Raw genomic sequence first — 21,896 nt, 5'->3', positions numbered from 1 at the left:
GACCCGACAGGGGGCCGGCCGCGCCGCATCGCCCGCACCGGGCGGCGGCGCGGCCGGCGGATCTTACTTCGCGGCAGCGGCGGCGAAGGCCGGGTCGATCACGCTTTCCGGCGTGATGTCTTTCTTCACGAGGCCGGCCTTCTTGGCCGCGGCCAGCACGTCGCCGAACGTCTTCCCGGAGAAGTCGCCCTTGAAGGCGGCCGCGGCCTCGCCGACGGAATAATACTGCACGCCGTAGAACGCGGTGGTCAGTTCTTCCGGCTTCGCGCCCACCGCCTCGGCGATGATGGCGCGGTCTTCGGCGGTGTTCTTGCGATAGTCGGCCAGCGCGGCGTCCCATGCCTTCAGCATGGCCACCACCTGACCGGGCTTCTCCTTCAGCACTTCGTCGCGCACGATCAGCACGTCGGAGACGAGGCCGGGATCGACGCCGGCGGTGAACAGCAGGCTGACATTGGGGTCCTGCGCCCGGGCCGACGAGATGTAGGGCTCATAGGTGACCGCCACCGGCACGCGGCCGGCGATCAGCGCCGTGCCCGCATCGGCCGCCGGCATCGGCACGCGCACGATGTCGTCGATGGTCATGCCGTTGCTGGAGAGCGCATAGTTCAGCAGAATGTCGCTGGTGGTGCCTTCCTCGAAGGCGACTTCCTTGCCCTTCAGATCGGCGATGGACTTGATGTCCTTGCCGGCCAGAATGGCGTCGGCGCTGAGGCTGAAGTCCAGCAGCATGACGATCTTGACCGGCAGGCCGGCCTGCACCATGCCCATCGCGGTGTGGGTGGCGATGGTGGCGGCATCCAGCTGGCCGCTGGCGAGCGCCGCGTTCAGATCCTTGTCTTCGGTGAAGTTGACGATTTCCACGTCGCTCAGGCCCTCTTTGGCGAAGAGGTCCTTCTTGGCGGCCACGTGCCACAGGCCGTAGCCCAGCCACGGCTCGATGCCGAGCTTGAACGCACCGGCTTCCGGCTTGGCGGGCAGCGCTTCCTGCGCCCGCACAGCGGGCGCCTGCAGCATGGTTCCGGCGGCGAGTGCCCCTGCCATGGCAAGCAGGCAGGCGCGGCGGGAAATCATGGAGCGGAACATGGATATCCTTCCTCTGGACAGATGCGGCGGGCACCGACGGTGCAGCCCGCGCGATAATGGCACGATCTTGCGGGCCTGTTCTGATTATTGATCCCGCGGAGCCTGTATATGTATAGGTTTAATCACGCTGTTTGCGCAATGGCGCTTTTGTCATCGTGGGCAGAAAGTGTGCGCCGGCTCGTCACGACGGCGCGTGGGCGGGGTCGATGCTGTGGAAGAAGCCGGTCATAACATCCTCGCCGCTGCGCGGCGGCGATCCGGCCATGACGGCGGTGGAAAAACCGATCAGCGAGGACACCGGATTGTGTCCGTTCGGTCCGCCATCGGCGCGCAGGTTCATGACCAGTGTGGGGCACAGGAACAGAGCCAGGCGGATGACCCGTTCCCAGTCCGCCGGCAGCAGGCTGCGGCGATGCAGATCGGCCAGCAGCGGCCGCCAGATTTCCGTGGCCTTCACCGCCAGCAGGCGGCGGCGCAGCACCGTCGGCTGCCAGTCGGTTTCCACCACCAGCGTGTCGCCGCTGACGGTGGCGCGGGCGCGGAAACGTTCGGCCGCCAGAGCCGGCTCATAGAGCCACAGCGGATGCGCAAGGCAGTTGTGGAAGGTGGCCTTCACCTCCGCCAGCAGCGAAGGCACATGCTGGCCGGCAAAAGCGGGGTCGAAGAAGGTCAGCTCCGCCCGCTCCGCGTGCTGCGTAAACCACACATTGGCGTTGTGGGCGTCGCCATGGGCAATCACGCCGCCGGCATCGGCCAGCGCGGCCGGCGACAGGCGATGGATGGCGGCTGCGAACAGATCGCCCAGCGTGCTGTCATAAAGCCGGCCGTTGATGCGCCATTTCAGGCGCGACAGCGTTTCCCATGGCAGGGTTACGCCGGGAAAGGCGAAGGTCTGGCCGAGATAGAAACGGGCGAGCCGGCCGCCGGGCGGATGGCGGGTCACGGGATCGACCATGCGCTCCCAGAACAGGCGGTGGATCGGCTCGGCCGCGACCTGCCCGGCGGTGACCGCATGCAGGCTGCGATGGCAGACGGCGGCAATCTGCCGGCTCAGCGCCGCCTCCGCGGCGACGGCTCGGTCTTCCATGGCCGGGTCCGGCGCCTCGTCCAGTGCGCGCAGCACGTCGGAAAAGCGCGGATCGGTGCGGCGGCGGTAGACCAGAATCTGTTCGCCCGGCAGCGTCGACTTGAACACCGGCAGATCCACCGGCAGGCCGGCGCCGGCCAGAATGTCGGCGCGGTAATATTCGCCCGACATGTCCTCCTCGCCTTCCTCCTGATGGAACTTGAAGAAGAAGTCTTCGCCGCCGGCGGAAAAGAAGCCGTTCAGCGAATTGAGGCTGTACTGGTCGCGGTTGAGCGCGATGTGCTGCGGCTCGATGGCGAACAGCCCGGCCAGAAGCGTGCCGATCATCCGGCAGGCCTCTGCGGGGTCGTTCTGTGCCCGCTGGCGGATGAGGGCGGTGCGGCTGGCGGTGGCAGCGGTCGCTGTGGTCATGGGCTCTCGTCCGTTGCTCCGCCCGGTTGCAGAATGGCCTTGAGGCCTTCCGCGGTGCCGGAAATCATCCGCTCATAGGCCGCCGGGGCCTCCGCCAGCGGATAAACGCGGTCGATCCAGCCGGCGAGCACGCCGGCATGGCGGGCGGCAAGCGGGATGGCGTCTTCCAGATCCGCGGTGCTGAAGGCATGGCTGCCGAGCACGGCCATCTCCTTCTCCACGATCAGGTTCGGATCGATATCGAGCCGGCCGTGGGCGATGCCGACCAGCACCAGCGTGCCGCCGCCGGCCATGGCCTGCACCAGATGGCCGATCAGGGCGGTGCTGCCGGTGGCATCCACCGCATGGGCGATCTGCCGCAGCGCTTCCGCATCGGTTGCGGTGACCGCCGCGCCCGATGCCGCCGCCACGCGGGCGGCGCGGGCTGCATTGCGGTCGGCCACCAGCACCGGGCCGTCGTGCTGCTGCGTCAGCAGAAGCGCGGTGAGCGCCCCGATGATGCCACAGCCGGCCACCAGAACCGGCCGGCCGGCGGGTGCCTTCAGCCGGCGGACGGCATGCAGCGCCACCGCCATCGGCTCGCTCATGGCGGCAATGCGCGGATCGGTGCCGGGAACGGCGGCAAAGACCAGCCGGGCCGGCAGCACCACATGTCCGGCAAAGCCGCCGTCGCAGGCTTCGCCCACGAAGCCCAGATGGCTGCAGATGTTGTGCCGGCCGGCGCGGCAGGCTTCGCAGGTGCCGCAGTAGAAGCGGGAATCCGCCACCACCAGATCGCCTGCGGCCACATGGGAAACGCCTTCACCCGTCGCTTCCGCCACGCCGCAGAACTCGTGGCCGGCGACCCGCGGCGGGCCGCTCAGCCACTGGCCGGTGAGGTAGTTGTGCACGTCGGAACCGCAGATGCCGGCGGCGCTGACGCGCACCAGAACCTCGCCCGGCCCCGGCCGGGCGGGGGCGGGCACCTCATCAACGGCGAGCGCCCTGATGCCGTGAAGCCTGACCGCCTGCATCGCCCCGTCCTCAGCCCTTGATATAGGGGGTGCGCATGTCCGACACGGCGTTGTAGTGCGAGGAAAAGCCCTCGTACTTCGCCAGCGTGCGGGCATGACGGGCGAATTCCGGATAGGCGCCCGCGGTGACGTAGCCGATGGAGGCGCGCTTGCAGAAATCCGTCACCGACAGCGGCCCGTAGGTGCGGGCGCCGCGGCTGGTCGGAAGGACCGCATTCGGGCCAAGGCCGAAATTGGCGATCGAGCAGGGCGTATAAGGTCCCATCAGAATTTCGGACGCCTCGGTAATGCGGCCGAGGTGGCTGAACGGATCGGTGGAGAGGATCTCCAGATGCTCCGGCGCGTAGTCGTTGACGAAGCGATAGCTTTCCTCGATCGACGGCGTGAGCACGATGCCGCCGCAGCGCCCGCCGAGCACGGTGCGGGAGAAGCCGACGCGCTGTTCGGTCATCTGCGCCCAGTGCTGCGGCAGCGCGGCCAGCGCCTCTTCGGCCACGCGGCGGCTGTGGGTGACGAGATAGGCCGAGGAATCCGGCCCGTGCTCGGCCTCGATCAGCAGGTCGAGCGCGGCGAGGCCGCCGGGCACGGTGTCGTCGGCCATGATGACGGCTTCGGACGGGCCGGCCGGAAGGCCGGGATCGATCACGCCCGCCAGCACGCGCTTGGCGGCCACCACCCACGGGCTGCCGGGGCCGACGATCTTCAGCGCCGGCTTCACGGTTTCGGTGCCATAGGCCACCGCCGCCACGGCCTGCGCGCCGCCGCACTTGTAGACGGTTTCAACCCCGGCAATGCGCGCGGCAACCAGCGTCGCGGCATCGACCGAGCCGTCCGGCGTCGGCGGCGTGACGATGGCCAGTTCCGGCACCCCGGCCACAACGGCGGGCACCGCCGTCATCATGGTGACGGAGGGAAAGGCACCCTTGCCGCGCGGAATATAGAGCGCCACGGAGCGGATGGGGGTGAAGCGGTCGCCGGCGAAGCCGCCGGGGCGGATCTCCTTCAGCCACATCGGCTCCGGCTTCTGCTCCTCGTGGAACACGCGGATGTTCTCCACGCCGAAGCGGATCGCCTCCACCAGTTCGTCGTCGACGGCCCGGAAGGCGGCGTCGAATTCCGCCTCGCTCACCTTCAGGCCGCCGGGCTTCACGTCCGCCTTGTCGAGATCGCGGGCAAAGCGCAGCAGCGCGGCATCGCCTTCGGTGCGGACGGCCTCGATGATCGGCTGCACCTTTTCGATGAAGCCCGAAAGATCGGTCTCGGACCGCTTCATCAGGGCTGCCCGCGCAGCTTCGTCGAGCCGGGAAAGATCGTGAAACGAAACGTCAGACATGTTCGGTCTCTGGATGGTCGTGAGCGGGAAAAAGGGGGTCAGAGCGCGGCGAGGTAGCCGCCGTCGACGGCAAGACACTGGCCGGTGATATAGGCCGAGGCATCGCTGGCCAGAAACACGGCGGCGCCGGCGAGATCGTCCAGCGTGCCGAACCGGCCCTGCGGAATCCTGGCCACCATGGCCTGCTGCCAGTCGTCGCTGCGGTAGAACACGTCGGTGAGCGCGGTGCGGAAATAGCCCGGCGCAATGGCGTTGACGCGGATGCCGAACGGCGCCCACTCGGTGGAAAGCGCCCGCGTCAGGCCGAGCAGGCCGGACTTGGAGGCCGTGTAGGGCGCGGCCGTCGCCACGCCCACGAACGAGGTGAGCGAGCACAGGTTGACGATGCTGCCGCTCTTCCTGTCATCGAGCCGCATGGTGCGCGCCGCCGCCTGAGCGCAGAAGAACGCGCCCTTGAGGTTGGTGTCGGCGATGCGGTCCCACAGGTCCTCCTCCACGTCGAGGGAGGGGCAGACCTGCTCCATGCCGGCGTTGTTGAACAGCACGTCGATGCCGCCGAAGTGCGCCGCCGCTTCTGCCACGCCGGCCCGGCAGGCGGCCACCGACTGCACATCCATGGCAACCGCATGGGCCCGCACACCGGCGGCGGTGATCTCGGCCACGACGGCATCGAGATCGTCGCGGCGACGGGCGGTCACCGCCACGTCGGCACCGGCCTGCGCCAGCGCGCCGGCAATGGCGCGCCCGATGCCGCGGCTGGCACCGGTGACGAGGGCGGTCTTTCCGCAGAGGCTGAAACGGTCGGCCATGGTGCGTTTGCTCCACGCAGCACTATCCGGCGGCGACAGATCGGGGGGCTTCTGCGGCAGCCGGATGCTTAATTCATATGCCTAGGCATATTTGAGGCAGAATGGCCTGCGGTCAACCGTGCCTGACGGGCATCGGCTGTGCGGGGCAATCTCCGACAAGGCAGGTCAAGAGCTTGTTTATGAAAGGAATTCGTTGCCTGACGTGTGATCGTTGCAGTTGCATCGGTTCACAATGTTGCGTTCTCCGCACCGCCGGATGCCACGGCATCCGGGGCGGCCTCTCAGGCCGGGGAGGCGGGCAGGGCCGCAATCCGCCGCAGCAGATTGAGCGTGATTCGGCCGACATCGTTCATGCCGTCATCGGGCAGGGCCCCCAGAAAGGCGACGGAACTGGCGGAGAAGATCCAGCCGCCGGCCTTCAGGCGGCGCACCGTCATCTCGGCGCAGCGCCGCCGGGCGCGTTCGTCCTCGCCGCCGGCATACCAGCGCGCGGCATCGTCGGCGAAGGCGGCCGGGAAGCCGGCTGCCCGTGCCACGACGACGGTGTCGGGTGCGGTGCCGAGATGCGGGTCGGTGGCATCGACCTCATAACCGGCCGCGCCGCCCAGCACGATGCCGTCATGGCCGAAGCTCTCGCTGCCGACGCCTTCGAACAGCCAGCCGACATCGGCTTCGTGGCTGCGCGGCGTGCGGGTGAAGGGGTGGGCCCGCTCAAACCCCATCAGCGACATGGCACCGCCGATCAGCGAGAATTCGCCGCGCCCGGCGTTGCGCAGAAACCCGCCGGGCTCGTTGGTGAGCGCCAGCACCTGCTCGCTGACCGGCCCGTCCCATGTGCGGCCCACCTCCAGCGGCGAACGGCGCAGTTCCATCAGGTCGCCGCGAAACGCCACGCGGGCGGCAAAGCCGTTGCCGCCCAGATAGGCAAGGCTGCCGCCGCCCGCCGCAAAGCCGCGCAGCGCCGCCTCCATGTCCGCCGACATATATTCGGGGTGGCTGCCGGTCATCACCGCGGCATGTCCCTCCAGCGCCGCTGCGCCGCGCGCATGCAGGCCGTGATCGGTGATGAGATCGAACGCGATGCCATGGCGGTGGCAGAAGCGCAGGAAATGCAGGTCGACCGGCAGGTTGTGCGGGGCGCCGCACAGCGGATAGCGGTAATCCGGCCGCAGCGTGGCCTTCGGCCGGCGCCATGAGGTGATGGACACGCCCGAGTGGTCGCTGTGGAAATCATAGAGCGAACGCAGGTTGTTATCGGCGGCAAAGCGCTGTCCGCGATCCTCGCACACCCACGGGAAATGGTCCTCTGGCAGCCGCTCGTCGGCATAGGCGAGATAGGTCGCCGTGGGCACGAGGAAGAGGAGCGGTGCGGTGGCGGCCGTCGATTCCACGAAGAACACGACGGGCTCGCACACCGCGCCCTGCCGCACCTCGAAGGCATAGATGCCGGCCGGGGCGTCCGGGGGGATGGAGGTTGAGAACGAGGCCGGCCAGTCGAGCGGGCCCATGTCGTCGTCGTGGCAGTGGACGGCATCGTAGTGATGCGGCAGCAGGCGCGGATCGTAGCCGGACCCGTCGAAGCGGCGCGAGGTGACGCAGAACGTCGGCTGGTTGACCGCCTCCATGGTCACGCCGGGCACTTCGCGGGCCGGCATGGGGCCATCCGGCACCAGCGTGGGGAACTGCCAGCTCAGCCGGCCGCTGCCGGTTTCCAGAACCGGGGCCGCGAAGCGGGCGTTGAGCGCGGGCGTGTCGGCTGCAAGACCGGTGCCGAGCGTGAGGCCGGTGGCCGGCGGCTGCCAGTGCTGGCCGGCTGTGCAGTGCAGCCGGAAGGGGGCGAGCGGATCGTGCCCTTCGACGCAAAGCTCCACGCCCTCGCCGGCCTGCGCCAGCCGCACGGTCATCCATGTGCGGACCGGCAGTGCCGCCTGCGGCAGCGCCACCGGGCTGCCGGCGAGCCGGAGCGCCAGCCGGCCATCGGCAAGCGACAGGCGAAAGCCGTCGCTTGCGGCAATCACCCGCTCGCCGTCGTTGTGCGTCAGCAGCAGTTCGAAGCCGATCCCTGTGACCGGGGCCGCGCGGGCGAGCGACGGCCCGCAGACCCGCAGGTATGAGCCCTGCTCGAAGCTGCGGTGCGCCGGCGGTTCCAGCAGCGACACGGGCCAGTGCTGCGGCTCGGCCGCCGGCGTATCGAGGCGGACCACGCGGACATCGCAGGCGGCCTCTGCGGCCGAAAGGTGCAGCGTCACGGGCCGGCCGGCCGTCGTGTGCCATGGCCGGGCGTAGCCCGCCACCGCCATCGCGCCGTGGTCGATGCTGTGATTCATGGCCGGGCTCTTCTCGCGGAACGGCCCGGCAGGGGGCACCGGGCGGGGCGCCATCATAGGACCATTGAACCCGCCCCGGCGACGATTCGCGCCCCGCAGCAGGCGGTGCGTGCGCTGTGGCGGCAATTATTATCTATTTAATACAGCGATATTGTAGATAAAATACCTCGTGTCGTCGTGCCGCTCGCCTAGAGTAGGCGGGCCGGCGACCGCTGCACACCCGATTGCGGCGGGCCGGCCTTGCGATTGACGATCAGGCAGGCGGTTCCGTGCTGAAACTCAGGGCCATTACCAAAACCTATGGTGCGACGCGCGCGCTGGCGGGCGTCGATCTCGACGTCGGGGCGGGCGAGGTGCTGGCGCTGATGGGCGCGAACGGCGCGGGCAAGTCCACGCTGGTCAAGATCATTTCGGGCGTCGAACGCGCCGACGGCGGCAGCCTTTCGCTGTCGGGCGAGGCGGTTTCGTTCGACGGGCCGGCCGCGGCGGAGGCTGCCGGCATCGTTGCCGTCCATCAGTCCGTGGCCGACATCGGCGTGCCCTCGCTCAGTGTCGCCGACAACCTGCTGCTCGATCTCTATTGCACCGGCCGGGCCCCTCTGGTGCTCTCGGCGCGGGCGGTTCGGGCAGAGGCGCTGCAGCGCGCGGCGCGGGTTGGGCTTACGGTCGATCCCGGCGCCCGGCTCGACAGCCTGTCTCTGGCCGACCGGCAGCTGGTGGCCATTGCCCGCGCACTGGCCACCCGCCCGCGGGTGATGATCTTCGACGAACCCACCGCCAGCCTGTCGCGCACCGAGGCGGAACGGCTCTTCGCGCTGATCGAAGCCCTGCGCGCCGATGGCGTGGCGATCATCTACATCTCGCATAAATTGTCGGATCTCTCGCGCCTTGCCACCCGCGTCGTCGTCTTGCGCGACGGGCGCGTTGCGGCGCATTTCGCCCCGCCGATCGATCACGATGCCGCCGTGGAAGCGATGATCGGTCGTCCCGTCGTGCGTACGAGCCGCGGGGCCGCGGCCAGAACGGCGCAGCCGTTCTTCCAGCTTCGCGGCGCGCGGCTGCCGCGGGGCGGCGAGCCGTTCGACCTGACGGCCGAGAAGGGCGAGATCGTCGCCGTAACCGGCCCGCTCGGCGCCGGCAAAACCACGCTCGCCGGCGGCATCTTCGGCATCTGGCCGCTGGAGCACGGCGCGATCAGCATTGGCGGCGTTCCCTTCGTGCCGCGCGATCCGGCCCGCTCCATCCGGGCCGGCGTGTTTTATGCCGGCGAGGATCGCTGGCGGACGACGTTCTTTCCCGCCAGCCTGCCGTTTTCCACCATCGCCGGGGCCATCAGCTTTCCCTTTCTGCCGCAGTGGTCGGCCGGAGGGCTGCTGCCGGTGCGGCGCGAGGCGCGCGCCGGCGCAGCGGGCATCCGCGATTTCGGCATCAAGGCGCAGGGCGCGGCGCAGTCGGTGAGCGCGCTTTCCGGCGGCAACCAGCAGAAGGTCGTGCTGGCGCGCTGGCATGCCGAGCCGGCCCGGGTGCTGCTGCTCGACGAGCCGTTTCAGGGTGTGGATGTGGGCGCGCGCGAAGACATCATCGCCGCGCTGCGCGCCCGCTCGGCCGACCGGGCGACACTGGTGTTCGTCAGCGATTTCGAGGAGGCGCTGGAGGTCGGCGACCGGATCGTCACCCTCGATGCCCACCGCCTCGTTTCCGACGGCCACGCTCCGGCCGCCGCTCTTTCCGGGACCATCAGACAGGAGGCGAGGGTCGGCTCATGACCACGCTTGTCAATACCTCGCCGGCTGCCGGCGGATCGGCGTTTTCGTGGCGCTCGCTGGCGGTGCGCAGCGGCGTGTTCGTGCTGCTGGCCATCATGGTCGTGGCCTTTCAGGCGCAGGAGCCGGCGTTCCTGCGCGTTGCCAACATCTTCAGCATCCTGCAGGCGGTGGCTATCGTCGCCCTGCTGGGCATCGGCGTCACCATCTCCAGCGCCGTCGGCGGGTTCGACCTTTCGGTCGGTGCGCTGGCCGCGCTGGCGCAGATGGCAGTGGCCTATGTGCTGATCGTGCTGAACGGCTCGGCCGCCGTTGCCATTCTTGCCACGCTCGGCATCGGCGTGCTCGTCGGGCTGGCGAACGCCTTTCTGATCGTGCGGCTGCGGGTGCCGGATTTGCTGGCCACGCTCGGCATGCTGTTCCTGCTGGCCGGCCTGCAGCTCATCCCCACCGGCGGCCGCTCCATCGCCCCCGGCATGGCGCTGCTCGACGGCTCTGCGGCCACCGGCAGCTTTCCGGCGGCGTTTCTGGCGCTCGGCCGCGCGCGGCTGTGGAATATCGTGCCGGTTCCGGTGCTGATCCTCGCTGCGGTGGCGCTGGTGTTCTGGTTCATCATGGAGCGCACGCGCTGGGGCCGGGTGTTCTATGCCGTCGGCGGCTCGGAACTGGCCGCCCATCTCGCCGGCGCGCCCACCCGGCGCTATCGCACGGTGGCCTATGTGCTGTCGTCGCTCATCGCCTCGCTCGGCGGCATCCTGCTTGCCGCCCGCCTCGGGCGCGGCGATGTCAGCGCCGGCAACTCGCTGATGCTCGATGCCGTGGCGGCCTCCCTCATCGGCTACGCGGTGCTGGGGGCCAGCCGGCCCAACGTGTTCGGAACCGTGGTCGGCGCGGTGTTCGTGGGCGTGCTGCTCAACGGCCTCACCATGCTGAACGCGCCCTATTACCTGCAGGATTTCATCAAGGGCGTGGTGCTGATTGCCGCCCTTGCGCTGACCTTCGGCCTCGCGCGGCGCAGCCGCTGAGGCGTTGCCAAAAACCGTTCCTAAAGCACGACTTACGGAGACAGACCCATGATCCGTCGCGCCTTTCTGCGCGCTGCCGGCGCCCTGCTGGCCGGCACCCTCCTCGCCTCCGCGGGCGGAGCGGCCTTCGCGGCCGGCATTGCCGGCGCCCCGGCCCCCTTCGACAAGGGCGGTGTGCGCGTGGCGCTCGTCGTCTATCTGTCCGGCGGCGACTACTATCAGAACTACGAAGCGGGCGTGAAGAAGCAGGCCGACGAACTCGGCATCGAGCTGCGCTCGTTCCAGGGTCGGCAGAAGCCCGACGAACAGCGCGAGCAGATCCGTCAGGCGATCAACCTCGGCGTCGACGGCATCATTCTGGCCGGCGGCAAGGGCGAGGCCATTTCGGACGTGGTGCAGGAGGCCATCGATGCCGGCATCACCGTGGTGGCCCAGAACGTGACGCTGCCGCAGAAGGAAGTGGTGGTCATCGATCAGGATGAATCGAAGCAGCTCGATCTGGTGCTTAATCAGGCTGTTGCCGACAACGGCGACGACTTCCGCGCGGGCTATATCTATGTCGAGGGCTTTCCCGCGCTCGACAAGCGCGATGTGGCGTGGCGGGCGTTCCTGAAAGCGCATCCGAAGGTGAAGCAGCTCGCCCAGTGGGGCGCGGTGGACGATACGCCGGCCCAGACCACCGCCAACCAGACCGCGGCGGCCCTGCGCGCCAACCCGGAAATCAACGTGATCCTCGGGCCGTGGGATGAATTTGCCCGCGGTGCCAAGATCGCGGTTGACGAGGCCGGCCTCTCCGACAAGGTAAAGGTCTACAGCGTCGATGTTTCCACCTCCGACATTCAGGCGATCCGCGAGCCGGGCAGCCCGTGGGTGGCAACCTCGGCGGTCAGTGCGTCCGGCACCGGCGCGGCGGCGCTGCGTGCGGTGGCGCTGGCCCGCACCGGCGAGCTGAAGGACCCCCGGGTGCTGCTGCCGCCGACGCTGATTACCCAGAAGTTCCTGAACGACAACGACATCAAGAACGAGGAGGAGCTGAACAGCAAGCTGCCCGGCTTCGACCTGAAGGGCGAGGTGACCGCCGACTGGATCCGCAAGGCGACCGTCAACTGACGGCCCGCCGGCGATGCGGCTCCCGGCCGGGGGCTGCCCGCCGGCGAAGGCCCGGCCTTCCGCCCTTTTTTGCTCTTCCGGCACCGTCCCGCCCCGCGCGGGGCGGTGCCGTGCTCTTAACGGTGCATCGCCCGCGGCGACGCATTCCCGACACGGGCGCCTGCCGCGCCCGGCCCTCACACGGATACTGGCACCATGACCTATATCGCTGCCGCTGACCGCTACGACAACGACAAGGCCCGCTACCGGCGCGTCGGGCGCAGTGGCCTCGTGCTTCCGGCGCTCTCTTTCGGCCTCTGGCACAATTTCGGCGACACCGTTCCTCTGGAGCGCCAGCGGTCGGTGATCTTCCGGGCGTTTGACCTCGGCATCACGCACTTCGATCTGGCCAACAACTATGGCCCGCCCTATGGCAGCGCCGAACTCAATTTCGGCCGCATCCTGAAGGAAGATCTTGCCGCCTACCGCGACGAACTGATCATTTCCAGCAAGGCCGGCTGGGACATGTGGCCGGGGCCTTACGGGCAGGGCGGCGGCTCGCGCAAATATATTCTCGCCAGCCTCGATCAGAGCCTGAAGCGGCTCGGGGTCGACTATGTCGACATCTTCTATTCGCACCGCTTCGATGCCAGCACGCCGCTGGAAGAAACCGCCCATGCGCTGGCCACCGCCGTGGAGCAGGGCAAGGCGCTCTATGTCGGCATCTCGTCCTATTCCGGTCGCAAGACGCGCGAGATCGCCCGGCTGCTGGCCGAACGCGGCGTGCCGCTGCTCATCAACCAGCCGGCCTACAACATGTTCAATCGCTGGATCGAGGAAGACCTGCTCGACGCTGCGGAGGAAACGGGCATTGGCCTCATCGCCTTCACGGCGCTGGCGCAGGGGCTGCTCACGGGCAAATATCTGAACGGCATCCCGGCCGATGCGCGGGTCAACAAGCCCGGCGGCGGCTCGCTGCTGCCCTCGCACCTCACGGAAGAAAACCTCGGCCGCGTGCGGGCGCTGAACGAAATCGCCGCCCGGCGCGGGCAGTCTCTGGCACAGCTTGCCCTTGCCTGGGTGCTGCGCGATCCGCGGGTCACTTCCACGCTGATCGGCGCCAGCTCGCCCGAGCAGGTGACGGAAAATGTCGGCGCGCTCGACAACCTCGCCTTCACGGCCGAGGAACTGGCCGAGATCGACCGCTATGCCGTGGAAGGCCACGTCAACCTGTGGGACAAGCCGTCCCACGATCAGGCCATCTGAGCGGCAGGCCTCTGTAGATACGCCCCTGTAAAAAAGCACCGCCCTGCGCGTCTCCGGCTTCGCGGCCGGGGCGCAGGGCGGTGGCGCAGAAGGCGGGCCCGGCCGGCCCGCGGCAAGTGTGCCGGGGCCGGCCGGGGGCTTTGTCTCAGGACGCGGCGCTGACCTTCACGTTGCCGCCGTGGCCGCCGCCGCCGAACACCTGCTTCTGGCCGAACGACGAACGCAGCTGGCCGATCGGCGACGCGATGCCGAGTTCCGGGAACAGCAGTTCCGCCACGCGGTAGGCTTCCTCAAGATGCGGATAGCCGGACGCCACCACGGTGTCGATGCCGAGGGCCTTGTACTCGCGCAGTCGCGCGGCAACGGTTTTCGGCGAGCCGACCAGCGCGGTTCCCGCGCCCGAGCGCACCAGCCCGACGCCGGCCCACAGATTGGGCGAAACCTCCAGCCGGTCGCGGCGGCCGTTGTGCAGCGCCAGCATGCGCGCCTGACCGACCGAGTCCGACTGGCCGCGCAGCACTTCCTGCGCGGCGGCGATGGTCTCATCCGTGAGGTGCGAAATCAGGCTGTCGGCGGCTTCCCACGCTTCCTCATCGGTCTCGCGCACGATGAAATGCAGGCGGATGCCGAACGTCACCTGCCGGCCGCGGCTGGCGGCGGCGCGGCGCACGCGGGCGATCTTCTCGGCCACCTGCGCGGGGGTCTCGCCCCAGGTGAGATATTTCTCGACGAGGCCGCCGGCGAAGTCGATGGCGGCGTCGGACGAGCCGCCGAAATAAAGCGGCGGCCGCGGCTGCTGCACCGGGGGCACGCCCAGCGTGGCGTGATGGGCCTGAATGTATTTGCCGTCGAGATGGGCATGGCCGGTCTCGATCAGGTCGTTGAAGACGCGGAAGAACTCTTCCGCGTGGCTGTAGCGCTCGTCGTGGGGCAGGAAGATGCCGTCGCCGGCCAGTTCCTGCGCACTGCCGCCCACCACGATGTTGAGCAGCAGACGGCCGCGTGAGACGCGGTCGAGCGTGGAGGCGAGGCGGGCGTAATAGGCCGGCGAGGCCGTGCCCGGCCGGATCGCCACGAGAAATTTCAGCCGCTCGGTGTGTGCGGCCAGATTAGCGGCAAGCACGAACGACTCTTCGCAGGCGACACCGGTCGGAATCAGCACGCCCGAATAGCCGAGCCGGTCGGCCGCCCGGGCTATTTCGGCGAAATAGTCCGAATCGGCGGTCCGGCTCAGCTTGTCGGTGCCAAGATAGGTGCCGTCACCCGAAGACGGGATGAACCACAGGAAATCGAGTTCTTTGTCGTTCGCCATTTTGTTCTGCCACCTTTGAACCATCGCGGTTCACCAACACGCGAGTGAATTGCGTGGCTTATGGGCGATGGTTGAGAACTCTATTCATAGCGGAGCGAACGCAATTTGTAGAAGAAGAGCCTTCCCTTTGACGGCGCGATTGAGGGCAATTCATTCCGGCCTGCGTCGGGATACCGGAATGCAGCGGCGCCCCCTCAGAGGATGGCGATCCACGCCGCCGCCAGCACCATGCAGGCCACCGCCACCGGCACGCCGGCGCGGGCGAAGGTGGCGAACGAAATGCGGATGCCGCAGGCGGCCGACTGCTCGACCACGATGATGCCGGCTAAGCTGCCGAATACGATGAGGTTGCTGGAAAAGCCGGTGCCCAGCGCCAGCGCGGCGCCAAGCGCATTGGCGTTGGCGCCCGGTTCCAGAAACGGCACCAGCAGCATCACCGCCGGATTGTTGCCGACCACGTTGCTGAGAACGGCACTGGCGAAGAACAGCGCCATCGGGTCGTTGAGATCGAAGCCGGCGGCGCGCAGGTCGCCCAGCAGGGTCTGCGGCAGCCCGGTGGCCGCCATGGCGGCATTGACCACGAACAGGCCCATGACCAGCAGCAGCAGGTTGCCGTCCACCTGCTTCAGCACGTCGCTGGAGGCGATCTGCCGGTTGATCAGCAGCACGCCGGCGGCGGTCAGCGCCACCAGATCGCGCGGCCAGGCATCGCTGACGAAGGCGACGACCACCGCCAGCGTCACGAGCAGGGCCTTGGCCGTTTCGCCCTTGTCGAGCATCACCGGTGCCATGGTGCTGCTGCGGGGGGCATCGCCCGGCTGCTGCGCCAGTGTCCACCGGCCGCGATAGAGCCAGGCGATGACGCCCCACACGATGGGCAGCGACAGCAGGGCCGGCAGACCGGCGGCAGTCAGAAAGCCGGTGAAGCTCAGCCCCAGCTCCTGCGCCGCGATCATGTTCTGCGGGCTGCCGATCAGCGTGCCCGCCGATCCGGTGTTGGCGGCAAAGCAGAAGGCGAGCAGGAACGGCACGGGGTTGAGGCGGCGTGCGAGCGTGACGGAGACGAGCAGCGGCGTCATCGCCACCACGACCACATCGTTGGTCAGCACGGCCGAGAGCAGGCCGCCCACCGCCACCAGAACCGCGAGCAGCGCGGCGGGGCTGACCGGCAGGCTGGCGACGCGGTGCGCCGTCCACCCGTAGAACCCCGAAACCGCGAAGGCGCCGGAAACCACCATCAGCCCGAACAGCATGGCGAGGCTGTGATAATCGATCGCCCCCCACGCCGCCTTGGCGGTGATGCTGCCCGCGGCCATCATGGCAAGGGCGCCGACGACGGCGGCCCCGGTGCGGTCCACCTTGAAGCCCGGCAGCTTGCCGAGGCCCATGGCAAGGTAGACCACAAGGAAGATAAGGAGGGTAAGGTCCATCGTCTCGGTACCGCAGTCACGTATCGGGAAAAAAGGGGCGGGCAGCAGGAGAGGCGGCCGCCGGAAGAGCCCCGGCGGCTGTCGGCACCCGCCGGGGCCGGCGGTTCGGTGTGTGTCAGACCTTCGTTGCGGCTGCCTGATGGTAGTCGCGGCGGATCTGCTCAAGGTCCACGGTCGGCGCGGGCAATGCGAGTTTCATGTCGTCGAGCGTCTTCTCGATGATATGCGACACGGCCAGATTGCGAAACCACTTGTGGTTGGAGGGGATTACGTACCAGGGCGCATGAGCGGTGGAGCATTTCTCCAGCATGTCTTCATAGGCCTCGATATACTGATCCCAGAACGCGCGCTCCTTGTAGTCCGCCTCGCTGATCTTCCATTGCCGTGCCGGATCGTCGAGCCGCTGCCGGAAACGCTCAAGCTGCTCTTCCGGCGTGATATAGAGGAAGAACTTCAGAATCGTGACGTTGTGCAGCGTCATCATCTTTTCGAAGTCGTTGATCAGCTGGTAGCGCTGCGACCAGACTGCCTTCGGCACCAGATCGTGCACCCGCACCACCAGAACGTCTTCGTAGTGCGAGCGGTTGAAGACAGCAACCTCCCCCAGACCCGGCGCGAAGGGGTGGACGCGCCACAGAAAATCATGGCGCGCCTCTTCCGCGGTCGGCTGCTTGAAACCTTTCACGGAGGTGCCCTGCGGGTTCATGGCCGCCATCACATGCCAGCAGGTGCCATCCTTGCCGGCTGCGTCGATGCCCTGAAGCACCACCAGCAAGGCGTGCTTCTTTTCGCCATAGAGCTTCTGCTGCAGCTCCGCGAGGCGGGCGACGTTCCGGGCCAGATCGTCCTTTGCATGTTCGGAGGATGCATAATCGCCGTGAAAGCCGGCATCGACATCCTTCAGCTTCAGCCGGGTGCCCGGCTTCACGATGAGCTTCGTGCGCAGATCCATCCTGCCCTCCCCCTTTTGCCGGCCGAAGGGGCGGGCCATGGTCCCGCCGCTGCCGCGGCGGCAGCGGAAGGGGCCGTGGGCGGGCACTGTCTGTCCCGCGGGGGCGGGCGGCGGCGCATGCCGCCAGCCCGGCTTCCGTCCTTCGGCTCGTCGCCCACTCTAGGCGCTTCCGGCCGCCGGGGTGAAGTGCAGAAACGGCGGCCCCCGCCGTGGCGGGGCGTCCATGCGGAAAGGCCGGCGGCGAAGGCATGCCGCCGGCCTGCCGGAAAGCCGGGATCGCCGGGACGGGGCGGGATCAGCGCTGCGCCGCGGCCTGCCGGGTCAGCACGCCGAGTGCCGTCATGATCACCCGCGCGAAGTTGAGTGCGCCGAGGCCGTCGACATCGCGTTCCGGCATGAACTCGACGAAGTTCATCGCCGCAATGCGGCCGCGGGCGGCTGCGCCGCGGATGAGGTCGACCATCTGATAATAGTCGAGCCCGCCGGGCGAGCGGCCGATGACACCGGGCACGATGGCGGGGTCCATGGCATCGGCATCGATGGAGATGACGATGTTGGAGCCCTCGGGAATATGGCTGAGGGCGGCTTCCACGCCCTTGCGGTGCAGCTCGTAGCCGGTGACGAACTGCACGCCCCAGCCGAGGGCATCGCGATAGTCCTGCGGGCGGGCCGAACCGATGCCGCGGGCGCCGACCTGCACGATGCGCTCGATATGCTTCATCTCCGACGCGCGGCGCATGGTGGAGGACAGGCCCTGCCGCTCGCCCATATAGTCGTCGCGCCAGTCGATGTGGGCATCGATCTGCAGCACGGTGTAGCTTTCGCCGCTGCCGCCCAGTGCTTCCAGCACCGGGATGGGAATGGAATCGTCGCCGCCGAGCGAGACCGGCACGGCACCGCGGGCGCGGATGGTGCGGATCGCGGCGCTGATGGCGGCGCGGTTGGCGGCGGCATCGGCCTCGTCATAGGGCAGGTTGCCGCAATCGACGGCGACGAAATCGGGGCCGGGGAACAGCGTGCCGCCGAGATCGAAATCGTGGTGCCACAGATTGGCCGCCAGCGGCCGGGTGGCAGCGCGCAGTGCATCCGGCGCATTGCGGCAATAGGCGCCGACCGCGGCATAGGGGCTGGCGCAGGGAATGCCCAGCAGCGCCACGGGCGCGGTAAGGCTGCTCAGGTCCGCACACGCCGCGATGCCCATGAAGGTGGACATGGAGGCGGAGGCGCCGGAGCCGTAGAGCGCGGCGAGGTCGGGTTCTTCAGTCATGGGCAGATCACTCAGGCAGATCGGGAGAAGGGAATGCGGGCGGAAGGGCCGGGCCCCGGCCCGCGGATGAAGGGGATCAGGGCGCGTCGGTGTAAAGGTCCGGCGGCAGGGCGATGTCGCGGCGGCGGGCGAGCGCCTCGACCATGGCCCATTCTTCCGCGCGCACCGCAATGCCGTTGGCGCGATAGTCGCGCCCGGTCGCCGCGGCTGCCCCGCCCGGCAGGCGCACGGCCGTGAAGCCGGCGGCCGGGCGGGCGGCGGTGAGCGTGTCGGCCATGCGTTCTGCAGCCGCCGCAAACGCCGCTTCCGGCTGGAAGCGGCTGACGGAAACGGCGATGAAGGTCTGGGCATAATAGGCGGCCCGGCCGGTGGGATCGGCCGGGCGCTCGTCCTGCCAGTTGCGCTCGCCGCTGAGCAGCGCCGACAGCATCTCCACCATCAGCACCATGCCGAAGCCCTTCGGCCCGGCCGGCAGCAGAGCGCCGGACATCCGCGATTCCCGGTCCATCACGTTCAGGATCACCCGCAGCGGGTCGTCCGTGTAGACGCCCGCGCTGTCCACCACGGATTTCTCGCCGAGCCTGCGCCCGTCGCGCGCCGCCAGCACGACGTTGCCCATGGAGCCGGCACTGGTGGCCATGTCGATGACGATGGGGTCCCGCTCTCCGCAGGGCACGGCGATGGCAATGGGGTTGGTGCAGAAATAGGCGTCGCGACCGCCCCACGGGGCCACCAGCAGCGGCCCGGTGCTCATGGAAAGCCCGATCATGCCGTGGGGCAGCGCCTGCATGGCATAGCCCGAGGCCATGCCATAGTCGCCGGAGCCGCGCACCGTCACGAAACCGATGCCGGCAGCCTGCGCCTTGGCGATGGCCATTTCCATCGCCCGCGCACCGATGACATGGCCGCTGCCGCCGTGTCCGTCGAGCGCTGCCGTGGCAACGGATTCGTTCAGCACCGTCAGCGGCCGGCCGAAGTGCATCGTGCCGGCTTCATAGAGCGTGTCGAGATAGGGCAGCAGGCCGATACCCTGCGTGTGGTGACCGCGCAGGTCGGCCTGCAGCAGTCCGGCGGAGAACAGGCCGGCTTCGTCCTCATCGGCCCCGTGGGCGCGCGCAACCGCGGCATAGAGGCTGGCGAGGCCATCGATCGAAACGCGCATCGTCGGCGATCCCTGCTGTCTGAAAAGCCGTGCGCCGCCGCGCCGCGCGCCGCCCGGTCCTGTCGCTTGCGAACACTTATGCCTTTTGTGAATATGGCCATCCCTGTTGTCAAGTTACTTGACATTGAGGATAGTGGAATGCCAACTGCCGGCATCGACAACACCGGGTACAGCGCGTGGAACAGGCAAGCGGGGGCGCGGAGCGTCAGCCGGCCGTCGTCTCGGCCTCTGGCATCCGCAAGGAGTTCGGATCGGTCCCGGTGCTGCGCGGCATCTCGCTGCACGCGGCGACCCACGATGTGATCTCGATCATCGGTGCGAGCGGCTCGGGCAAGAGCACCTTTCTGCGCTGCCTGAACCTGCTTGAGATGCCGAGTGCCGGCACCATCGCGATCTGCGGCGAGACCCTGGCATTGCGGCCTGCCCCGGGCGGGCTGACGGCCGGCGACCGGGCGCAGGTGCGGCGCCTGCGGGCCAGACTCGGGATGGTGTTTCAAGGCTTCAATCTGTGGTCGCACATGACGATCCTCGAAAACGTCATGACCGGCCCGGTTCATGTGCTCGGCCTTGGCCGGGCGGAGGCGAGCGCGCGCGCCGGGCACTATCTGCAGCGCGTCGGCCTCTACGAGAAGCGCGACAGCTATCCGGCGTTCCTGTCCGGCGGCCAGCAGCAGCGCGCCGCGATCGCGCGGGCGCTGGCCATGGAGCCGGCCGCCGTTCTGTTCGACGAGCCGACCTCCGCGCTCGATCCGGAACTCGTGGCAGAGGTGCTGAAGGTCATCCGCGGGCTCGCCGAAGAGGGGCGGACCATGATCGTCGTGACCCACGAAATGGCCTTTGCCCGCGATGTCTCCTCGCAGGTGCTCTTTCTGCACAAGGGCGAGATCGGGGAGGCGGGGCCGCCGCAGCAGATCTTCCGCGCACCGCGCACCGAGCGGTTGCAGGCCTTTCTGGCCCGCGTCGCGGTCTGAAACGGCCGCAGGCCGCAAGCAATTTCAAAAACCAGAGCCACAGGGAACTGCCATGAAAAAGACGCTGATACTCGGAGCGCTGCTCGCGGGCCTGACGGCCGGCCTTGCCCAGCCGGCCGCCGCGCAGGAAGAGACCATCGTGTTCGCGACCGAGGCGGCCTATCCGCCGTTCAACAAGCTTGCCGCCGACGGCAAGATCGAAGGTTTCGACATCGACATTGCGATGGCCGCCTGCGAAAAGATGCAGCGCAACTGTAAGTTCGTGCAGCAGGACTGGGACGGTATCGTCGCCGGCCTGCAGACCCGCCGCTACGACGCCATCTTCTCGTCGATGGGCATCACCGAAGAACGCAAGAAGCAGTTGCTGTTCTCGGAACCCTACTACCGCCCGTCGGCCTCCTTCGTCGGTCGCGACGATCTGAAGGTGGACTTCAAGGATCCCGCCCTTGGCGGCCTCACCGTCGGCGCGGTGCCGGGCATCTACGAGTGCTATGTGAAGAAGGCCTATCCGAAGGCGGCCCTCACCGTTTACCCGAATTCCGACGCCCTCTATCTCGACCTCACCTCCGGCCGTCTCGATCTGGCCTTCAACGGCACGGTTTCCATTTCCGATGGCTTCCTGAAGAGCGGCGACGGCAAGGGCTTTGCGCTTGAGGGCGCGCCGGTGCGCGATGCCGGGTGCCTCGGCGAAGGCGCGGGCGTTGCCATGCGCAAGGACGAGACGGCGCTGAAGGAAGCGCTCGACAAGGCCTTCCGGGAAATGCGGGCGGACGGCACCTACCAGAAGATCAACGACAAGTACTTCGCCTTCGACATCTACGAGTGAGGCGGGCGGCCGGCGCGCGGGCAGCCCGATGCGCCGGCCGGCTTTGCCACGCAGGACGCAACGGCGGGGGCGTGATGGAAACGCTGAAGAGTTTTCTGCCGGTCGTGCTCGACGGCATGCTGGTCACGGTCGGTCTCAGCCTCGGGGCGATGGTGCTGGCAACGGCGCTGGGGCTTCTCGGGGCGTGGGGGCGGCTTGCCGGCAACCGCGTCGCCGGCGTCGTTGCCGGGGCCTACACCATCGTCGTGCGCGGCATGCCGCCGCTGGTGCTGATGCTGCTGCTCTATTTCGGCGGCCAGACCGCCATCAATGCCGCGGCGGACGCCATGGGCCGCACGCCGGTGCAGATCGATCCGTTTGCCGCCGGGGTGCTGTCCGTCGGCTTCATCTTCGGCGCCTATCTGACCGAGACGTTCCGCGGCGCCTATCTCGCCATTCCGCCGGGCGAGATCGAGGCCGGCATTGCCATCGGGCTCACGCCGCTTGCCCTTGCGCGCCTCGTCATTCTGCCGCCGTTGATGCGGCTGGCGCTGCCGGGCTACTGGAACATCTGGCTGACGCTGGTCAAGGCGTGTGCGCTGGTTTCGGTCATCGGCCTGCGCGATGCGGTCTATGCGGCGCTGTCGCTCGGCCGGTCGGCCCGCGAGCCGTTCACCTTCATGCTCGTCGTGATGGCGCTCTACCTGCTCTATACCGCGCTGTCCGACCTCACGTTCCGCCTGCTCAGCCGGCGCCTTGCGCGCGGCACGCGGCAGGCCTCGGTCTGA

At 68.3% G+C, this 21,896-nt stretch carries 18 protein-coding genes; 7 read left to right on the top strand and 11 right to left on the bottom strand.

Annotated elements, in window-relative coordinates:
- Positions 1 to 63 precede the first annotated feature (63 nt).
- From V7067_RS00265 to V7067_RS00240, 6 genes are all read right to left on the bottom strand, one after another.
- Positions 64 to 1,086, bottom strand: a complete 1,023-nt coding sequence (locus V7067_RS00265) for an ABC transporter substrate-binding protein (RefSeq protein ID WP_334173859.1) — start codon at positions 1,084 to 1,086, stop codon at positions 64 to 66.
- Between the two features lie 181 nt (positions 1,087 to 1,267).
- The gene (locus V7067_RS00260) at positions 1,268 to 2,500 is read right to left on the bottom strand and encodes a hypothetical protein (RefSeq protein ID WP_334173891.1); all 1,233 of its coding nucleotides are present in this window, start codon (positions 2,498 to 2,500) and stop codon (positions 1,268 to 1,270) included.
- Between the two features lie 80 nt (positions 2,501 to 2,580).
- Entirely contained in the window at positions 2,581 to 3,597 is a 1,017-nt protein-coding gene (locus tag V7067_RS00255) for an alcohol dehydrogenase catalytic domain-containing protein (protein WP_334173858.1), read from the bottom strand.
- 10 nt (positions 3,598 to 3,607) lie between these two features.
- Complete coding sequence (hisD, locus tag V7067_RS00250) at positions 3,608 to 4,930, bottom strand: histidinol dehydrogenase (RefSeq protein WP_334173857.1); 1,323 nt, start codon at positions 4,928 to 4,930, stop codon at positions 3,608 to 3,610.
- A gap of 38 nt (positions 4,931 to 4,968) precedes the next feature.
- A complete protein-coding gene (locus tag V7067_RS00245) occupies positions 4,969 to 5,739 on the bottom strand; it encodes a glucose 1-dehydrogenase (protein WP_334173856.1) in 771 nt (256 codons plus the stop codon).
- Between the two features lie 281 nt (positions 5,740 to 6,020).
- Positions 6,021 to 8,066 carry a N,N-dimethylformamidase beta subunit family domain-containing protein gene (locus V7067_RS00240; protein WP_334173855.1) on the bottom strand — a complete coding sequence of 682 codons (2,046 nt, stop codon included), beginning with the start codon at positions 8,064 to 8,066 and terminating at the stop codon, positions 6,021 to 6,023.
- Between the two features lie 269 nt (positions 8,067 to 8,335).
- Here V7067_RS00240 and V7067_RS00235 point away from each other — a divergent pair, with 269 nt between their 5' ends.
- The 4 genes from V7067_RS00235 to mgrA all read left to right on the top strand — a co-directional run bounded on the left by V7067_RS00235 (position 8,336) and on the right by mgrA (position 13,209).
- The gene (locus V7067_RS00235; RefSeq protein ID WP_334173854.1) at positions 8,336 to 9,832 is read left to right on the top strand and encodes a sugar ABC transporter ATP-binding protein; all 1,497 of its coding nucleotides are present in this window, start codon (positions 8,336 to 8,338) and stop codon (positions 9,830 to 9,832) included.
- A complete protein-coding gene (locus tag V7067_RS00230; protein WP_334173853.1) occupies positions 9,829 to 10,854 on the top strand; it encodes an ABC transporter permease in 1,026 nt (341 codons plus the stop codon). The genes V7067_RS00235 and V7067_RS00230 overlap by 4 nt, the downstream gene beginning before the upstream one ends.
- A gap of 48 nt (positions 10,855 to 10,902) precedes the next feature.
- Positions 10,903 to 11,964 (top strand): substrate-binding domain-containing protein, encoded by a 1,062-nt coding sequence (locus V7067_RS00225; protein ID WP_334173852.1) that lies wholly within the window; start codon positions 10,903 to 10,905, stop codon positions 11,962 to 11,964.
- Between the two features lie 195 nt (positions 11,965 to 12,159).
- Complete coding sequence (mgrA, locus tag V7067_RS00220; protein ID WP_334173851.1) at positions 12,160 to 13,209, top strand: L-glyceraldehyde 3-phosphate reductase; 1,050 nt, start codon at positions 12,160 to 12,162, stop codon at positions 13,207 to 13,209.
- Between the two features lie 145 nt (positions 13,210 to 13,354).
- Here mgrA and ssuD read toward each other — a convergent pair whose 3' ends face one another.
- The 5 genes from ssuD to V7067_RS00195 all read right to left on the bottom strand — a co-directional run bounded on the left by ssuD (position 13,355) and on the right by V7067_RS00195 (position 19,332).
- Positions 13,355 to 14,521, bottom strand: a complete 1,167-nt coding sequence (ssuD, locus tag V7067_RS00215) for an FMNH2-dependent alkanesulfonate monooxygenase (RefSeq protein WP_334173850.1) — start codon at positions 14,519 to 14,521, stop codon at positions 13,355 to 13,357.
- A 194-nt stretch (positions 14,522 to 14,715) separates the two neighbouring features.
- Positions 14,716 to 15,951, bottom strand: coding sequence for an SLC13 family permease (locus V7067_RS00210; RefSeq protein ID WP_334173849.1), 1,236 nt, complete (start codon positions 15,949 to 15,951; stop codon positions 14,716 to 14,718).
- A gap of 115 nt (positions 15,952 to 16,066) precedes the next feature.
- A complete protein-coding gene (locus tag V7067_RS00205) occupies positions 16,067 to 16,903 on the bottom strand; it encodes a polyphosphate kinase 2 family protein (RefSeq protein WP_334173848.1) in 837 nt (278 codons plus the stop codon).
- Positions 16,904 to 17,198: 295 nt separating this feature from the next.
- Positions 17,199 to 18,170, bottom strand: coding sequence for an arginase family protein (locus tag V7067_RS00200; RefSeq protein WP_334173847.1), 972 nt, complete (start codon positions 18,168 to 18,170; stop codon positions 17,199 to 17,201).
- 76 nt (positions 18,171 to 18,246) lie between these two features.
- Complete coding sequence (locus V7067_RS00195) at positions 18,247 to 19,332, bottom strand: Ldh family oxidoreductase (RefSeq protein WP_334173846.1); 1,086 nt, start codon at positions 19,330 to 19,332, stop codon at positions 18,247 to 18,249.
- 176 nt (positions 19,333 to 19,508) lie between these two features.
- On the opposite strand from V7067_RS00195, the gene V7067_RS00190 reads away from it, so the two are divergent.
- The 3 genes from V7067_RS00190 to V7067_RS00180 all read left to right on the top strand — a co-directional run bounded on the left by V7067_RS00190 (position 19,509) and on the right by V7067_RS00180 (position 21,896).
- The gene (locus tag V7067_RS00190; protein ID WP_334173845.1) at positions 19,509 to 20,303 is read left to right on the top strand and encodes an ATP-binding cassette domain-containing protein; all 795 of its coding nucleotides are present in this window, start codon (positions 19,509 to 19,511) and stop codon (positions 20,301 to 20,303) included.
- 52 nt (positions 20,304 to 20,355) lie between these two features.
- Positions 20,356 to 21,129: a transporter substrate-binding domain-containing protein gene (locus tag V7067_RS00185; protein WP_334173844.1), complete on the top strand. Its 774-nt coding sequence runs from the start codon at positions 20,356 to 20,358 to the stop codon at positions 21,127 to 21,129.
- Between the two features lie 74 nt (positions 21,130 to 21,203).
- Positions 21,204 to 21,896, top strand: coding sequence for an ABC transporter permease subunit (locus tag V7067_RS00180; protein WP_334173843.1), 693 nt, complete (start codon positions 21,204 to 21,206; stop codon positions 21,894 to 21,896).

Source organism: Pseudoxanthobacter sp., from assembly GCF_036822375.1.
Taxonomy (GTDB): domain Bacteria; phylum Pseudomonadota; class Alphaproteobacteria; order Rhizobiales; family Segnochrobactraceae; genus Pseudoxanthobacter.
The sequence above is the reverse complement of the archived record's forward strand: the minus strand, read 5'-3'. Positions and strand labels throughout refer to the sequence as shown.

What these genes read in the sequence shown, in the direction of transcription:
- V7067_RS00255 (WP_334173858.1), bottom strand. Translation starts at nt 3,597, where the DNA reads ATGCAGGCGGTCAGGCTTCACGGCATCAGGGCGCTCGCCGTTGATGAG.
- ssuD (WP_334173850.1), bottom strand. Translation starts at nt 14,521, where the DNA reads ATGGCGAACGACAAAGAACTCGATTTCCTGTGGTTCATCCCGTCTTCG.
- V7067_RS00260 (WP_334173891.1), bottom strand. Translation starts at nt 2,500, where the DNA reads ATGATCGGCACGCTTCTGGCCGGGCTGTTCGCCATCGAGCCGCAGCAC.
- V7067_RS00195 (WP_334173846.1), bottom strand. Translation starts at nt 19,332, where the DNA reads ATGCGCGTTTCGATCGATGGCCTCGCCAGCCTCTATGCCGCGGTTGCG.
- V7067_RS00185 (WP_334173844.1), top strand. Translation starts at nt 20,356, where the DNA reads ATGAAAAAGACGCTGATACTCGGAGCGCTGCTCGCGGGCCTGACGGCC.
- mgrA (WP_334173851.1), top strand. Translation starts at nt 12,160, where the DNA reads ATGACCTATATCGCTGCCGCTGACCGCTACGACAACGACAAGGCCCGC.
- V7067_RS00205 (WP_334173848.1), bottom strand. Translation starts at nt 16,903, where the DNA reads ATGGATCTGCGCACGAAGCTCATCGTGAAGCCGGGCACCCGGCTGAAG.
- V7067_RS00210 (WP_334173849.1), bottom strand. Translation starts at nt 15,951, where the DNA reads ATGGACCTTACCCTCCTTATCTTCCTTGTGGTCTACCTTGCCATGGGC.
- V7067_RS00265 (WP_334173859.1), bottom strand. Translation starts at nt 1,086, where the DNA reads ATGTTCCGCTCCATGATTTCCCGCCGCGCCTGCCTGCTTGCCATGGCA.
- V7067_RS00245 (WP_334173856.1), bottom strand. Translation starts at nt 5,739, where the DNA reads ATGGCCGACCGTTTCAGCCTCTGCGGAAAGACCGCCCTCGTCACCGGT.
- V7067_RS00230 (WP_334173853.1), top strand. Translation starts at nt 9,829, where the DNA reads ATGACCACGCTTGTCAATACCTCGCCGGCTGCCGGCGGATCGGCGTTT.
- V7067_RS00240 (WP_334173855.1), bottom strand. Translation starts at nt 8,066, where the DNA reads ATGAATCACAGCATCGACCACGGCGCGATGGCGGTGGCGGGCTACGCC.
- V7067_RS00200 (WP_334173847.1), bottom strand. Translation starts at nt 18,170, where the DNA reads ATGACTGAAGAACCCGACCTCGCCGCGCTCTACGGCTCCGGCGCCTCC.
- hisD (WP_334173857.1), bottom strand. Translation starts at nt 4,930, where the DNA reads ATGTCTGACGTTTCGTTTCACGATCTTTCCCGGCTCGACGAAGCTGCG.
- V7067_RS00180 (WP_334173843.1), top strand. Translation starts at nt 21,204, where the DNA reads ATGGAAACGCTGAAGAGTTTTCTGCCGGTCGTGCTCGACGGCATGCTG.
- V7067_RS00225 (WP_334173852.1), top strand. Translation starts at nt 10,903, where the DNA reads ATGATCCGTCGCGCCTTTCTGCGCGCTGCCGGCGCCCTGCTGGCCGGC.